The following is a 15,257-nucleotide window of genomic DNA, read 5'->3' on the forward strand; positions in this document are numbered from 1 at the left end:
GTGAAAGACCTCCTGTTGGTGTGGGAAATAGTCAGCATTAGGAAGCGGTTTCGTGGATAATGCGGATATGGGACAGCTTGAAAAACAGGCTTCCAAGGGCATATTTCTGAAGACTCAGATATTCCTCCTGGGAAACCCTGCCGCCGTAATTCAGGATTTCCATCTCTCCGCTTGTGCCTGTAATAAAGAGATCCGAGGAGGAAAATCCGTTTTTCAGATAGAATTTCCGGCGGGCAATTCGCTGGCTGCTGTTGTCAGCAGCGTCATCCAGGCGTTCAATCAGAAGAACAATCTTTTTGTCTGAAAAATGCTTACAAACCTGTTCCATGATATAACTTCCGGTTCCCCGGCTCCGGATTCGGGAGGATACAGCCAGATAATCGACCATTACCATATCCTGATAAGGAATGAGGACGGTAAAGCCCAGAAGCTGATTGTTTTCGGAGGCTGTCATAAGAAGCGCTTTTCCCTTTTTGACAGAATGACGGAGCGATAAATATGGCTTTCGCTCCGCTTTGGGAAAGGCTTCCAGGTAGATTTTCTTAATTTCCGGCCACTGATTTTTGTCTGCATAGGTAAATTCCATAAAAGTTTTCCTCTCTGAATTGAATTATTGGTTGTCGTAGGGTATCATACTATGTACAGTAACTGTACGGTCAAGAGGTGCTTTTATGAAAAGAAATGATTATTTGTATCCTTCCGGAGAATTTGCCAGATTAACAGGGGTAAATAAGCGGACGCTTCACTATTATAATGATATCGGTCTTTTTTGCCCGGAAATCATCGGAGAAAACGGCTACCATTATTATTCCTGCTTTCAGTTTGCACAGCTGGAGCTGATTCTTACATTGAGAAAAATTGGCCTGTCGATTGAGGAAATACGGGAATATGTGACAGGGCCGTCAGACGAGTCTTTTTCCCGGATGATGGAAAAGAAGAAGCAGCTTATTGATGCGTCCATCCGTCAGCTGTTGTCGGTTCAGGCCTTTTTGGAGCAAAAATCACAGCGGCTGCAGGCAGGCTTTGAGGCGCGGCATGGAGAGATTGAGCTGTGTACGCTTCCGGAGAGAAAGATTATCTGTTCCGCTCCGATTTCCGGAAAGTACGATGAAGAGGATTTTTCCGTTGCGGCAGAATTTTCCCTTCGCCTGAAAAAGCTGTTTCATCTTTATGACAGCTTTGGAAGCCGGATTTCCATGGATGCGGTGCGCAGCGGAGAATTTAACAGTTACGATTCCTTTTTTGCGTATTGTCCTGGCAATTCCGAGATTTATGATGAGGTTTTGCCGAAGGGAGCATTTCTGAGAGCCTATTGTGTAGGCGCGTGGGAGCGGCTTCCGGAGGTTTATCAGAAAATTCTGGATTATGCAGAGGAGAGGAACCTGGCGCTTACAGGGTATGCTTATGAGGAGGGCTTAAATGAAATGGCCATTCGGAGTCAGGAGGACTATGTGACAATGATCACGATTCCATGTGCAGATTCAGCAGCTGTTCAGATGCCCAACGCTTCTTGTCCGCTGTAAGCGGGCAGGAAGATGCATGGCTGAACTGTTACGATTATGCAGGCAAAGACGGCTGATTATAAGTTGAATTACGAGGATATCCATGATACAATCAAAGATGGTAATATGCATGTGTATAAGCCCATAATATGGATGGGTGTTTCTACCAACCGCCGGAAATGGTTGACTACAATGCCTTTGTAGTTGACCTTATTTTTTAGGAGGTATTTTTATGCGGTATGATGTTATTATCATTGGAGCGGGGCCGGGCGGAATTTTTTCAGCATATGAATTAAGTCAGAAGAGCCCAGATTTAAAGGTTGGGGTATTTGAGGCGGGCCATGCCCTGAGCCGGCGCAAATGTCCCATTGACGGGGAAAAGATCAAATCCTGCATTGGCTGTAAGAGCTGTTCTATTATGAGCGGGTTTGGCGGAGCCGGAGCATTTTCAGATGGAAAGTACAATATTACCAATGATTTTGGCGGTACTCTGTACAAATATATTGGTAAGAAGCAGGCTCTTGATTTGATGTATTATGTAGATGATATTAATCTGCGTTATGGCGGGGCAGGAACGAAGCTGTATTCTACTGCCGGTTCCAAGTTTAAAAAAGAATGTATTCAGCATGACCTTCATCTTTTGAATGCATCTGTACGCCATCTGGGTACAGATATTAACTATCTGGTTCTGGAAAATCTGTATGCGGAGCTGAAGGAAAAGGTGGATTTTTATTTTGATTCTCCTGTAGATTCTGTTGCGGCAGTGGACGGAGGTTATCAGATTTTCAGTAACGGCCAGACCTATGAGTGCGAAAAGTGTATTATTTCTGTAGGAAGAAGCGGAAGCAAATGGATGGAGTGGATCTGTCAGGAGCTGCAGATTCCCACCAGCTCGAACCGGGTTGATATTGGAGTCCGGGTAGAGCTTCCGGCCGATGTATTTTCTCACCTGACAGATGAGCTGTATGAAAGTAAAATTGTGTATCGGACACAGAAATATGGAGATCAGGTGCGGACCTTCTGTATGAATCCCAAGGGCGCAGTTGTTACGGAGAATACCAATGGTATTATTACGGTAAACGGACACAGCTACGAGGATCCTTCCAAGCATACGGAGAATACCAACTTTGCCCTTCTGGTAGCAAAGCACTTTTCTGAGCCGTTTAAGGATTCCAATGGATATGGCGAATCCATTGCCCGTTTAAGCAATATGCTGGGAGGCGGAGTGATTGTTCAGCGTTTCGGGGATCTGATTCGAGGACGGCGTTCCACTCCGGCAAGAATTGAAGAGGCGTTTATTACGCCGACCTTAAAGGCTACGCCGGGAGATCTGAGCCTGGTGCTGCCGAAACGGATTTTGGACGGCATTATGGAGATGATCTATGCTTTGGATAAGATTGCGCCTGGTACGGCCAATGACGATACCCTTCTTTATGGCGTTGAGGTGAAGTTCTATAATATGGAGGTGCAGGTAAATGAGAAGCTGGAATCCTGCCATAAGGGACTTTACATTATTGGAGACGGAAGCGGAATTACCCATTCTCTGTCTCATGCTTCGGCCAGCGGAATTTATGTGGCAAGAAATCTGTTAGAAGGAAATGAATAAGGACTGAAGATAAATTCGGCGGAGCGGCTAAAAGCCGCTCCGCCGGTTTTTGATCCAATGATAAATTTAAAAATGCTCCAGCCAGGTTTTTAAAAGAGAAATCCAGCTCTGGCACTGGGGCTCTACGTAGCGGCCATCAGCGGAGGAAACCTCTTCGGTTGCCAGTGACAGACCATGGCAGCCAACGGGATAAATATGGAGCTCCAGGCTGACCTGATGGCGAGTCAGAGCTTCTGCAAGCAGAAGGCTGTTTGCAACAGGAACATTGCTGTCAGATGCCGTATGCCACAAAAAGGTTTTTGGCGTATGGCTGCCTACCTGGTGTTCCAGAGAAACCAAGCGGCGAAGGTTTTCATCATTGGCATGTGTTCCCAGCAGATTCTGGAAGGAGCCCTGATGGCAGTGAGCGCCGGAGGTGATGACCGGATAACAGAGAATCATACCGTCAGGACGGATTTCATCGGCCTTTTTATTTAAGGGCTTCCAGAGAAATTCCTGATTCCAGAAAGCGCCTAAGGAGCAGGTCAGGTGACCTCCGGCAGAAAATCCGCAGACCAGGATCCGGTCTGGATCAACCATCCAGGCATCTGCATGGGCCCTGATTTCGGATATGGTTTCTGCCAGCTCCATAAGACTGGCAGGAAACACATCCGGCGCGAGGCTGTATTTCAGGATGAAAGTGTGAATGCCCATGGCGGCCAGCTGCATGGCAACAGGCTCACCCTCCCGGTCGGACAGATGTCCGTATCCGCCGCCGGGGCAGATGATTACAGCCGGTCTCCGTCTTGTAGCTGACAGAGAGACAGGATCCAGAAGGTATCCGGTTACAGAGGCCGGAGGTGTCAGCTTTTCATATCCAAGCTGTTCTTTTGTTAAACTAATTTCCCAGGTTAATATGTTCATTTTTTTAGATTCCTTACTAAGTTCGTGTCCCGGAACAGTTTTTTCAGAGAAGGATTTACTGTTCCAGAATTTCTGTGATGCCCTCGCAGAGGGTTTTCGCGCCTTCCTCCGGAGTAATGTCGCCGGAGCTGAGAGTTCCAAATACCTTGTAGTACAGACCGTCAGGATTTGCCTTCAGCTCGCTGTTGTCAAACTGAGGATCCTGAGAAAACTGACTGTAGCCAAGAACCTTTGCATTGGCTTCTTTTACAAAGGAATCGCCAATTCCTTTTTCATCAAGAATGGAAATAGCAGCCTTTGAACAGGGAATTCCGCGCTCGGTGGAGCAGATTTCTACGCCCTCCGGCTCGTTTAACAGGAAGTTTACAAGCATGGCAGCTTCCTTTGGATGCTCTGTGGAGGATTTAATAGCAAAGTCCATAGAACGTTTGGTAAAGCCGCCCTGGTATTCGCCGAATTTGATGAAATCACCAATGACAAATTCCTGATTGGGTTTATTTACACTGCCTTCCATAGCGTCTTTTACTTTTGTAACAGCAGAATCCCATTCCATTAAGCCGGCATATTTTCCATCAATCCATTTTGCATTTTTATCCAGAGAGTCAGACATATCGCCGTTGATGGTTGCAACAGATGGAATCACGTGCTCAGCTTCCAGCTTGTTCATGAATTCCAGGCCTTCCTGTACTTCTGCTTCTGTATAATTCATCTTTCCGTCAGTTACCCAGTCTTTTCCGTATTTGGATTCCAGATAATAGACCATAAAAATCATTCTGTCGTATTCGCCCAGAGCAAGGGGATAATAGTCCTCATTATATGCCTTGAAGGCAGCGCCGGCAGCCATCAGAGATTCTTCATCGGTAGGAATGGGAACACCAACCTCATCAAAGGTTGTTTTATTCCAGTAGAACAGACGGCCGGTCAGAGAAATCGGAATAGCCATCAGTTTTCCATTTATTTCGTCCTCTTTTAATTTGTCCTCCGGGAACTGGGTTAAATCAATAATGTCGCTGTACTGGTACAGATCAAGGAAGGATTCGCCGCCCTTGGAGTAATCATGAACCCAGTTAGAACCGATCTGAAGCACATCAGCACAGTCGCCGCTCAGAATACTTAAGGACTGCTTTTCCTCCCAGCCAGTCCATGCGCCGTATTCACATTCAACGGTGATATGGGGATATTTTTCCATAAAGGCCTGCACTGCTTTTTCTGTAGCAGCATGACGGGAATCGCCGCCCCACCAGCAAAAACGAATCGTTACCGGTTCCTCGGAAGCTGTAGCTTCTGTAGTTTCCTGTGCTCCCTCAGCCTTTGTTTCAGCAGCTGTGGTCTGTGGTGCTTCTGCCTGTTTTCCGCCGCATGCAGTCAGGGACAGTCCCATAGCAGCTGCTATACTGAAAGAAATCATCTGTTTTGTTCTTTTTTTCATTGATATTCTCCCTTCTGAATCAAACGTACTTGATAATATTTTTTTAACATATTTTTTTAAATGGGGAAAGGGGAAAAGTGAACAAAAATATTTTAAATTAATATGCATATTATACTATATATCGAATGGAATAATATGGATTTGTTATATTTTGTCGCGTAAAATGCAAAATAAAAGAGGAATATGGAATAAATATTGTTTAATATTAATTGTTTTTTGCTGAAAAAGTGAAATCCGTTTCACTTTGCATTTTTTTATGATATACTGTTTCTAATATCAGCAGTTGGAGATATCTGAACAGGAGGAGAGAAGAAATTGGCTGTTACGATTACAGATATTGCACAAAGGGCGGGAGTTTCCCGTTCTATGGTATCCCGGGCCTTAACAGGAAATGGCCCTGTGAAGGCAAAAAAGAAAGAAGAGATTATTGCGCTGGCTCAAGCCATGGGATATATGCCCAATCAGGCAGCGCTTCATTTGAGACACTCGAAATCCCGTATTATTGGCCTGTATTTTTCCAGTATCAGTGCAGCGACCTCTCCATATGTGCTGCACAGTGTTCTGACAGGAGTTTATGGAGTGATTGGAGGGCGTTATCAGATTGTGGTAAAGGGAATAGATCTGCATGAATCGGGAAGTCTGAATCCCAGCCAGTATGACGGGCTTTTGATTATGTCACAGAGAGATCAGGATCTGGATTTTTTGGAGGAGGCCTTTGCTCTTCATATACCTATGGTAGCACTGAGCCGCCGGGTTCCGATTGATATTCCTGTGGTGACAACCAATGAATCCAGAGGAATGGAAAAGGCAATGGGGTATCTGTTAGATCATGGGCATCGAAATATTGGGATCATTGAAGGGCCGCCGAATCTGGAGGCAACTATTTTTCGGCATCAGGGCTGGATTCATGCGGCGCGAAAACGGGGATATTCGATTCATCAGTTTCCTGTGGTTCATGGAAATTACCGTTACAACAGCGGCTATTCAGCGGCCAATCAGCTTATAGATGCACATCCAAATCTTACTGCAATTTTGTGCTTTAATGATGAAATGGCAGTGGCTGCAAAGAATGCCCTCGCCAGACGGGGACTCAGGGTTCCCCAGGAGATTTCTCTGGTTGGCTTTGATAATCTGGAGCTGCCGCGGTATGCGGATCTGCAGCTGACAACAGTAGAGAGAAATGCCAGCCAGATTGCGGCAGCAGGCGCCGAAATGCTGCTTGGATATATGGAAAATGGAGTACGGCCGCCGGATCGAGAACTGGAAAACAGACTGGTAGTCCGGGAGAGTGTATCTGACAGAATAAGCCTGTAAAGAGCATATTGACTTTTTTTCTCATTTAGCGTATAGTAAAAGCGCAAAGTTAGATAAGACTAATATGGAGAGGATAAGAAGCATGAAACTGAGTGAATTGCAGATTGGAAGGACAGCGACCATATTTGCAGTAGGCGGAAGCGGTGCGCTGCGCCAGCACTTTCTGGATATGGGACTGATTCAGGGAACAGAGGTAACGGTTGTCAAATATGCACCGATGGGAGATCCCATTGAGCTGCGCATTCATGGCTATGAATTGACGATTCGTCTGGAGGATGCAGAAAATATTGAGATCAGCGAACCCCACGAGGCCCGGGAGCATGGGGAGCTTTCCGGAAAGCAGGCGGAAAATGGAAAGGCGTCAAAAGCAAGAGAAGGCTGGAAAAATCCCCAGAAAAAGGAGAAGCTTCATCCGGGATACGGCGAGGGCGGAAAGTTCCACAACCGGAAGGAGGAAAAGCCGCTTCCGGACAGTGAGGTTTTGACCTTTGCGCTTGTGGGAAATCAGAACTGCGGAAAAACCACATTGTTTAATCAGCTGACCGGTTCCAAGCAGCATGTGGGAAATTTCCCGGGAGTTACTGTAGATCGAAAGGACGGGGTTATCCGCGGCCATGAAAATACGCTGATTACAGACTTGCCCGGAATTTATTCCATGTCTCCCTACAGCAGCGAGGAAATCGTAACAAGAGAATTTGTAATCCGGGAAAAACCGAAGGGCATTATCAATATTGTGGATGCCACGAATATTGAACGGAATCTGTATCTGACCATGCAGCTGCTTGAGCTGGAAATTCCCATGGTAGTGGCTCTGAATATGATGGATGAGCTGAGGGAAAATGGCGGCTCTGTCAAGGTGAATGAGATGGAGGAGGCTTTGGGAGTTCCGGTTATTCCCATTTCTGCTGCTAAGGGAGAGGGCATTGAGGAGCTGATTCGCCATGCGCTTCATGTGGCCCGGTATCAGGAGCGTCCCCTGGAGATTGATTTTTGCAAGCGAGAAGAGGGGATTCACAGAGGAATCCATGCAGTGATGCATTTGATTGAGGATCATGCCGCTCAGGCGGAGATTCCGGTCCGGTTTGCAGGAAGCAAGGTTATGGAGGGAGATCCAAAGATTCTGGAGCAGCTGAAGCTGACAGATAAGGAAGCCATGATTCTGGAGGAAATTTCCCGGCAGACAGAGGAAGAAACCGGCATGGATCGGGCGGCAGCAGTGGCTCAGATGCGGTTTGATTATATTGAAGATGTGTGCAGGGAGGGAGTGGTCAAGCCAAGAGAAAGCAGGGAGAGAACCAGAAGCAGAAGGATTGACCAGTTCCTTACGGGAAAATATACGGGAATTCCTGCGTTTATTGGAATTATGGGTCTGGTATTTTGGCTGACCTTTAATGTAATTGGAGCATTTTTCCAGGGCATTTTGGAGTCGGGTATCACAACACTGACAGATGCGGTGGATCAGGCCATGCAGGCGGCGCAGGTGAATGAAGTTGTTCACTCTCTGGTGATCGACGGTATATTTAACGGCGTTGGCGGCGTACTGAGCTTCCTGCCGATTATTGTAACCCTGTTCTTCTTCCTGTCTCTTCTGGAGGACAGCGGATATATGGCCCGCGTTGCCTTTATTATGGATAAGCTTCTGAGAAAGCTGGGACTTTCCGGAAGAAGTATTGTGCCGATGCTGATTGGATTTGGCTGCACTGTGCCGGGAGTTATGGCAAGCCGGACTCTTCCCTCTGAGCGGGACAGAAAAATGACCATTCTTTTGACGCCCTTTATGAGCTGTACGGCGAAGCTTCCCATCTATGCATTTTTTACAGCGGCATTTTTCCCGCAGCATGGAGCATTGGTGATGATTGGGCTTTATCTGTTTGGAATTATTATGGGAATTATTATGGCTTTGATTTTCAAGAAAACAGCCTTTAAGGGAGAGGCGGTGCCTTTTGTTATGGAGCTGCCCAACTACCGTATGCCAGGGGCGGGGAATGTGCTTCACCTTTTATGGGATAAGGCAAAGGATTTCCTGCAGAGAGCCTTTACCGTTATTTTTCTTGCAACCATTGCCATCTGGTTTTTGCAGAACTTTGATATGGGACTGAACATGGTGTCAGATTCCCACAACAGCATTCTGGCTCTGGCAGCCGGCTGGCTGGCTCCGCTGTTTGCACCGGTAGGCTTTGGAGACTGGCGGATTGTAACAGCCCTGATTTCTGGATTTATGGCAAAGGAGAGTGTGGTATCCTCTCTGACTGTGCTGTTTGGCAGTACAGAGGCCCTTTACAGCAGTCTGACGATTGCAGGAGCAGCGTCTCTGCTGGTATTCTGTCTGCTGTATACCCCCTGTGTGGCAGCGATTGCGTCTGTGAAGCGGGAGCTGGGCGGCAAATGGGCAGTGGCTATGGTGATTGGCCAGTGCGTTCTGGCATGGATTGCAGCTTTGGCAGTCTATGGAATTGCAGGAATGATGTAATACAGGGGCAGTATAATACCCCATGCTCTTTCGAGCGGATTCAGTCAGTAAGTCCTACTGCACGAATCCGCTCGATTACGTTTCCGTATTAAGCTATTTCCGATTTTCCGCAAACATTACAGCATACTCGATGGAGTTGCGCAGGCTCAGTTCACTGGCGGTTCCGGTTCCGGCCTGATCGAAGGCTGTGCCGTGATCGACGGATACCCGGATAATGGGCAGACCCAGTGTGATATTGACTCCGGCTACGGCGTCCCAGGCTTTTTTGTCGTGGTCGTAGACAAAGCCTACGACCTTTAAGGGAATATGTCCCTGATCGTGATACATGGCGACAACGATATCGTACCAGCCGCCGCGGGCCTTGGAAAATACTGTGTCCGGCGGAACAGGGCCGTCTGCGCAGATGCCCTCTGCCTGAGCTGCTTCAATTGCAGGAATAATTTCGTCAATTTCCTCCCGTCCGAACAGGCCGTGCTCACCGCTGTGCGGATTTAACCCGGCAACTCCAATGCGGGGCTTTTCGATTCCCAGATCGCGGCAGGCCTGATCTGCAATGCGGATCACATCGAGAACCCGCTGTTTTTTTACCCGATCGCAGGCCTCGCGGAGAGAAACATGAGTAGAAACATGAACCACGCGGAGGTTTTCATGGGCCAGCATCATAGTATAGTTTTTGGTTCCAGTCAGATCGGCATAGATTTCTGTATGTCCGGAATAATGATGGCCAGCCAGGTTGACGGCTTCTTTGTTAAATGCATTGGTAACAGTAGCGTCAATTTTTCCTTCCATGGCCAGCTCAATCACCTTGGTAACATAGCGGAAGGAAGCGTCACCGCATTCTGCGGATACCTGGCCGCGCTGCAGCTGGGCGGCGTCAATCAGCCCCATATCGAAAACATCAATGGTTCCAAAGCGAAAGAGGGCATCAGAGACATTTTGAATCCGATGAATTTGTAGCTCCTTATGATTTACAATGGAGAGGGCGGCTTCCATAACATTGGCGTCACCGACAACCAATGGGCAGCAAAGCTCATATAATGACGGATCAGCAAAGGCCTTCACAGTAATTTCCGGTCCTATGCTGGCCGGATCCCCCATAGTAATTCCAATGATTTTTTTATTGTTCATAAGAGTTTTCATTCCTTTCCTGAAATACGCACAGCCGGAGCAGTAAACAGGTACTGTTCCGGCTGGTTTTGGTTCACAGAGAAATACATTCCGGCTTCCGGTTATTTTGCAGCTCTTTTCTTCTCTTCGAATTTATGGAGCCAGGAAACCAGAAGCGGACAGCAGATTGCAGTTACGATAATTGCTGCGGTAATCTGAGCGGTTGCGGCTTCAGCAACAGCCAGAAGGGTTGCGTCAACTGCAGCAACAGAAGCGGGAGTTGCTGCGGCATTGCCTGCGGTGGTTCCGATAGCGCCGCCTACCTCCGGGCGATCCATGTGGAGGAGCTTATATACCAGATAACCTCCGATACCGGTAATCAGGGTACATGCAATACCCAGAAGGATACCAGGTGCGCCTGCCTTTAACAGGTTCATGATATTTAAGCCTGCTCCCAGCGGGAAAGCGAAGAAGGGAATCATCATGGAAGCACCCGGCTCACAGAATTTCCGAATATCCTCATCCAGATTTCCAAGGATACAGCCCACAATAACAGGAATGATACAGCCTACCAGAATGGACATGGGGATCTTTGCAACGCCTGCAGCGCCCAGGGCCACCATAGTAAAGAAGGGACCGTCGTTAATGGACAGAATAGAAACTGCGCCTACGTCAGTTGCATCTCCGTATTCACCGGCCAGAGCAGCGTAAAGACCTCCATTGGAGTTGGCCAGAGCGCCTACGATTGCCAGCGTGGACAGACCCAGGAAACCGGCTTCGCCAAACAGCTTGCCGCAAATCAGGCCGATAATGATTCCAAGTCCTACTTTTACGGCTGTGATAACAACGCCTTTATAAACGGTTACACCGGCTTTTTTAAAGTTAATGGTAGTAGCGTTACAGAAGATAAATACGGCCAGAATCGGCATAGCGCCGGATTTCCACAGATAAGTGGTAAAGGTTCCGTCAAACATGGTCCATATGGTTCCGCCAAAGAAGGTATTGACAATGGCGCCCAAAAGAAGCGGAACAACCATAAGACCTCCGGGAATTTTTTTCACAGTCTGTAAAATCTTCATTAAAGTATCCCCCTTTACAAATTCAATTGGTAATCGGTATTTCTATTTGGCAGCAATCAGCCGAAGAATGTTGTCTGTGGTGTAGGCAAGGTTTTCCTGGCTGTGATGCCTGCTGACAGAGAAGTCCTGAGGCAGACGGTTAATAGGAAATACAGAAGTAACTCCCATCTCATAAGCCCGGGCAATTTCGCTGTCATCTGCGCCGCCTACCACGGCGATAACCTTTTTGTTCTGCTTCTTTGCTCTTTCAGCTATGCCAATGACAACCTTTCCGCGGAGACTCTGAGAATCCAGTTTTCCTTCTCCGGTAAAAATATAGTCTGCATCAGCAATCATTTCGTCAAATTTTACGGTGTCGAGAACAGTCTGAATTCCCATCTGAAGCCGGGAGCCAAAGAAGGCAATCATACCTGCGCCCATAGCTCCGGCAGCGCCGGTTCCCGGAATCTGGCTGATGTCCTGACCGGATGCATCCAGAATCACGCGGCTTAAATTTTTAATTCCTTCATCCAGTTCCAGAACCATAGCTTCGTCTGCGCCCTTCTGCGGTGCAAAAACATGGGCAGCGCCGGTGGGACCGTACATGGGATTATCAATGTCGCACATGGTTACGATCTCTACCTGATTCAGAATTGTTGCTTTCTGGTTCAGATCAATGCGCTGAATATCGATAACAGTGCCGCCGGTGGGAATAAAGGATTCCCCGTTTTTGTCGTAGAATTTTACGCCGACAGCTGCGGCAGCTCCGCAGCCGCCGTCATTGGTGCAGGAACCGCCCAGTCCCACAATGATTTTTTTAACGCCGCTTTCTGCGGCAGCCAGGATCAGCTGGCCTACGCCGTAGGTTGTAGTTTTTTTCGGATTTTTCCGATCCTCCACCATAGGAAGGCCTGCGGCGGCAGCCATTTCAATGACAGCAGTGTTTCCGTTGTCGATCAGCCCGTAATAAGATTCTATGTCTTCAAAATAAGGGCCTTTCACAGGAACCATAACTTTTGTGCCTCCAACGGCAGTGATAAAGGCGTCTACAGAGCCTTCTCCGCCATCGGCAACCGGTACGCTGACAGACTCAGCGCCGGGAAAATGGAGATCCACTTTTTCTTTTATAATTCCGCAAATCTGAGCGGAGCTTAATGTACCCTTAAAAGAGTCCGGTATCAGGATAAATTTCATAGCACAGAACCTCCCTGATTTTATTCTTTTACAATGACGGAAACACCGTCCGGGATTACCGTTACCTTATAGTCTTCTTTTCCAACGATAGCTTTTGCCTTTTCCATAGCCTCTTCCATGCTGTGTGCCGGAACCATGTGAAGATCCTCTACCAGCTGATCATCACAGGAGGAAATGAAGATTACAGTTGCTTTCAGCAGAAGCCGGGCAAAAATCTGGGACTGCCACTGATCGATGATAGTTTCTTCCGGCTTTCTGTCCAGGAAGGTTTGCATCATCCGGTTCAGATCCTTTTCGTCCCGGAAGGTCTCATGGAAATATTTGCCGCCGTGTCCGTCAGCAGCTTTGGAAAGCATAATGATTACGCCGCCTTCTTTTACCGTGGCTTCACCGGCAGTCATACCTTTTACAGACTGATAAATATTCTGATCCAGAGGATATCCGCCGTTAGTGGAAATAACAATGTCAGCAGGAACCGCGTCTACCTGACACTTGGAAGCCAGGAATTCACGTCCAACTCTGTGAGCCAGATCGCAGTCGCCGGCAACAGCAAAAATGGGATCGTGGGCAGCATCAATAACAACATTAACGATAAAGTCCAGTCTGGCAGCCCGTGCCGCATACAGCATGTCATTGTGAATCGGATTGCCTTCAATCACTCCAGTGCGGGCATGAGGATCGGCAATAAAGCCAGAGTTGTGGTTGTACATAACGGTTTCACGGCTTGCAACGCCGGGAAGCACACTCTTTCTTCCGCCAGAGAAGCCGGCAAAGAAGTGAGGCTCAATAAATCCCTCTGCCACAAGAAGATCTGCTTCTGCAGCAAGGCGGTTAATGATCAGGTTGCCGCCGGAAGGAAGTTTGCCTAAGTATACCAGGTTGTCATTGTCATCACAGTTGTGAACAATGATTTTTTCATTTGCCATAATTTCCGAGCCAAATTTGTCAGCCAGCTCTTCCTGGGTAGTGGTTCTGTGAAGTCCGGTGGAAATCAGGATGGTAATGTCTGCATCCGGATTGCCTTTGCGGATTTCAGCCAGGATCAGCGGCATCATAATGTGACTGGGAACGGGTCTGGTATGGTCAGAGGAGATGACTACAATGTTTTTCTTTCCAATAGCCATATCACAGAGTCTGGGAGTACCGATAGGGTGTTCCAGAGCGTCCTGAACCAGTTCAGAACCGCTTTTTGGGGCCTTGTAGCTGTGCAGCTCAGAGAGCAGGACGCCGGCCAGATGCTCTTCTTCAATAGCTGCGGTCAGTTTTTCTTTTCCATAGGGCAGTAAAAATTCTTTCATGTGAATACCTCCTCGTATTATGGATGTGTGATATTTATAAATGTTCCTTTAATTTTCTCATGGCAAAGGCAATGGCGTTATCTGCGCCGAAGGCTCCGGCTTTTGTAACCAGCTTCAGCCCGTCAAATTCGCCGCCCTTTACCTGAATCAGGGGAATTCCCACCATAATTTCTGACAGGATTTCCGATCCGTCAGCCCCAATGTTCATCAGCAGGCCGAGAGCGGTGTCTCCGCCAGTAAGGAAAACTCCGGAAACCTTTGCCTGCCTGAGAATTTCCGTGGCTCCGTGACCGATAATTGAGCGAACCCGATCACCAATTTCCAGAGGGGTAAGACCCAGGGTGTCACCGGCCTGATAGGAAAGCTCCAGAAACTCTCGATCATAGGCAGTGTCTGTGAGAAAGATGGTGTCCTCGCCGCGGTTCAGGGCTTCAACAGCCTTCTGAACATAATGCTCTGCCGTGTCGCTTCCCTGCAGGATTTTGTCTACAGGAAGCTTGATTAAGGTAATGCCCTGCTGTTCACAGAAATGCATCTGGCGGTTGGTTACGGTGCTGATGCTGGCGGCGACTCCAAGGGAAGGGAGGGACGGCTGCTCCAGCTTCATAAGGCTGTCGGCAATGCCTGCGGTTCCGATGTAGAGAGCTGTTTTTTGGCTTCTTCTGGTAGCCTGAACAATGCGGGAAAGATCCTCGTCTGTTTCTGCATCACATACAAAAATACGGCTGTCAGTCAGAGAAAAGGAGCTGCTTCTGATTTCAGGAAGGCGTTTCAGCTGAATCCTCTCTTCATAAATCCGCCCCAGAAGGCTGACCAGATTGTCTTCTACCACAGGATTTTTTGGATCCCGGGAAAGCTCTGTTTTGCAGATTTCCACACCATGCAGGCGCTGAACCCCGTCCACAGTGGTTCTGCCCAGAGCCGGAAGGGCAGGAGCAAAGACGATAAGCTCCGGGTGAAAGGCCTCATCGACTGCCCGGATTTCCATGGCTATATTTCCGCGCATGGTTGAGTCAATTTTTTTAATAATATGGCGGAACTGGGAAAAATCAACCTGCTCCAGGGCATGGGACACGATTTCATAGGCGTGATCCGGATGAACCGTTCTGGATTCTGTGTCAATTACAACGGATTTATCCTGGCAGACTGGCTTTCCGCTGAACAGAACCTCTGTGGGAAATCCCCGCCTTCTTAACTGGACGCCGGTATCGTTGGCTCCGGTAAAATCATCTGCAATGATTAAATATCGATTATCCATGGTTTTGCTGCCTTTCTAAAGTGTTTAAAAATGAAACAATTAAAAATGAAACACATCGTTTCTTCTAATATAACTCAATTTTTCTTTCAATTTCAAGGATAATACAGTATAATATTGT

12 protein-coding genes and 1 riboswitch are annotated in these 15,257 nt (G+C 47.7%); of the genes, 4 read left to right on the forward strand and 8 right to left on the reverse strand.

What is annotated here, in order from left to right; genetic code table 11:
• Positions 1-37: 37 nt before the first annotated feature.
• Positions 38-586, reverse strand: a complete 549-nt coding sequence (locus tag ACESON_RS10315) for a GNAT family N-acetyltransferase (RefSeq protein WP_177958761.1) — start codon at positions 584-586, stop codon at positions 38-40.
• Positions 587-671: 85 nt separating this feature from the next.
• Here ACESON_RS10315 and ACESON_RS10320 point away from each other — a divergent pair, with 85 nt between their 5' ends.
• Together ACESON_RS10320 and ACESON_RS10325 are read left to right on the forward strand one after the other, a co-directional pair.
• Positions 672-1,523, forward strand: coding sequence for a MerR family transcriptional regulator (locus ACESON_RS10320; RefSeq protein WP_177958760.1), 852 nt, complete (start codon positions 672-674; stop codon positions 1,521-1,523).
• Between the two features lie 90 nt (positions 1,524-1,613).
• A riboswitch (purine riboswitch) is annotated at positions 1,614-1,712 on the forward strand.
• A gap of 22 nt (positions 1,713-1,734) precedes the next feature.
• Complete coding sequence (locus tag ACESON_RS10325; RefSeq protein ID WP_373109701.1) at positions 1,735-3,108, forward strand: NAD(P)/FAD-dependent oxidoreductase; 1,374 nt, start codon at positions 1,735-1,737, stop codon at positions 3,106-3,108.
• Positions 3,109-3,174: 66 nt separating this feature from the next.
• On the opposite strand, the gene ACESON_RS10330 is transcribed toward ACESON_RS10325, so the two are convergent.
• Positions 3,175-4,011, reverse strand: a complete 837-nt coding sequence (locus ACESON_RS10330; protein ID WP_177958789.1) for an alpha/beta hydrolase fold domain-containing protein — start codon at positions 4,009-4,011, stop codon at positions 3,175-3,177.
• 55 nt (positions 4,012-4,066) lie between these two features.
• A complete protein-coding gene (locus ACESON_RS10335) occupies positions 4,067-5,440 on the reverse strand; it encodes an extracellular solute-binding protein (RefSeq protein WP_177958788.1) in 1,374 nt (457 codons plus the stop codon).
• Between the two features lie 315 nt (positions 5,441-5,755).
• Here ACESON_RS10335 and ACESON_RS10340 point away from each other — a divergent pair, with 315 nt between their 5' ends.
• Together ACESON_RS10340 and feoB are read left to right on the forward strand one after the other, a co-directional pair.
• A complete protein-coding gene (locus ACESON_RS10340) occupies positions 5,756-6,754 on the forward strand; it encodes a substrate-binding domain-containing protein (protein WP_177958787.1) in 999 nt (332 codons plus the stop codon).
• Positions 6,755-6,836: 82 nt separating this feature from the next.
• Positions 6,837-9,224 (forward strand): ferrous iron transport protein B, encoded by a 2,388-nt coding sequence (gene feoB, locus ACESON_RS10345; RefSeq protein ID WP_373109704.1) that lies wholly within the window; start codon positions 6,837-6,839, stop codon positions 9,222-9,224.
• 93 nt (positions 9,225-9,317) lie between these two features.
• Here the strand turns inward: feoB and pdxA are convergent, their stop codons facing one another.
• The 5 genes from pdxA to ACESON_RS10370 all read right to left on the reverse strand — a co-directional run bounded on the left by pdxA (position 9,318) and on the right by ACESON_RS10370 (position 15,139).
• Positions 9,318-10,322, reverse strand: a complete 1,005-nt coding sequence (pdxA, locus tag ACESON_RS10350; RefSeq protein WP_373109830.1) for a 4-hydroxythreonine-4-phosphate dehydrogenase PdxA — start codon at positions 10,320-10,322, stop codon at positions 9,318-9,320.
• 131 nt (positions 10,323-10,453) lie between these two features.
• On the reverse strand, positions 10,454-11,410 hold the full coding sequence (locus ACESON_RS10355; RefSeq protein WP_177958781.1) for a 2-keto-3-deoxygluconate permease: 957 nt from the start codon (positions 11,408-11,410) through the stop codon (positions 10,454-10,456).
• Positions 11,411-11,452: 42 nt separating this feature from the next.
• Positions 11,453-12,583 carry a glycerate kinase gene (locus ACESON_RS10360; RefSeq protein WP_373109705.1) on the reverse strand — a complete coding sequence of 377 codons (1,131 nt, stop codon included), beginning with the start codon at positions 12,581-12,583 and terminating at the stop codon, positions 11,453-11,455.
• Positions 12,584-12,603: 20 nt separating this feature from the next.
• Positions 12,604-13,881, reverse strand: coding sequence for a nickel-dependent lactate racemase (larA, locus tag ACESON_RS10365; protein ID WP_177958779.1), 1,278 nt, complete (start codon positions 13,879-13,881; stop codon positions 12,604-12,606).
• A gap of 34 nt (positions 13,882-13,915) precedes the next feature.
• Positions 13,916-15,139: a four-carbon acid sugar kinase family protein gene (locus tag ACESON_RS10370; protein WP_373109707.1), complete on the reverse strand. Its 1,224-nt coding sequence runs from the start codon at positions 15,137-15,139 to the stop codon at positions 13,916-13,918.
• Positions 15,140-15,257 lie beyond the last annotated feature (118 nt).

Source organism: Lachnoclostridium sp. Marseille-P6806 (genome assembly GCF_964238185.1).
Classification (GTDB): domain Bacteria; phylum Bacillota; class Clostridia; order Lachnospirales; family Lachnospiraceae; genus Brotaphodocola.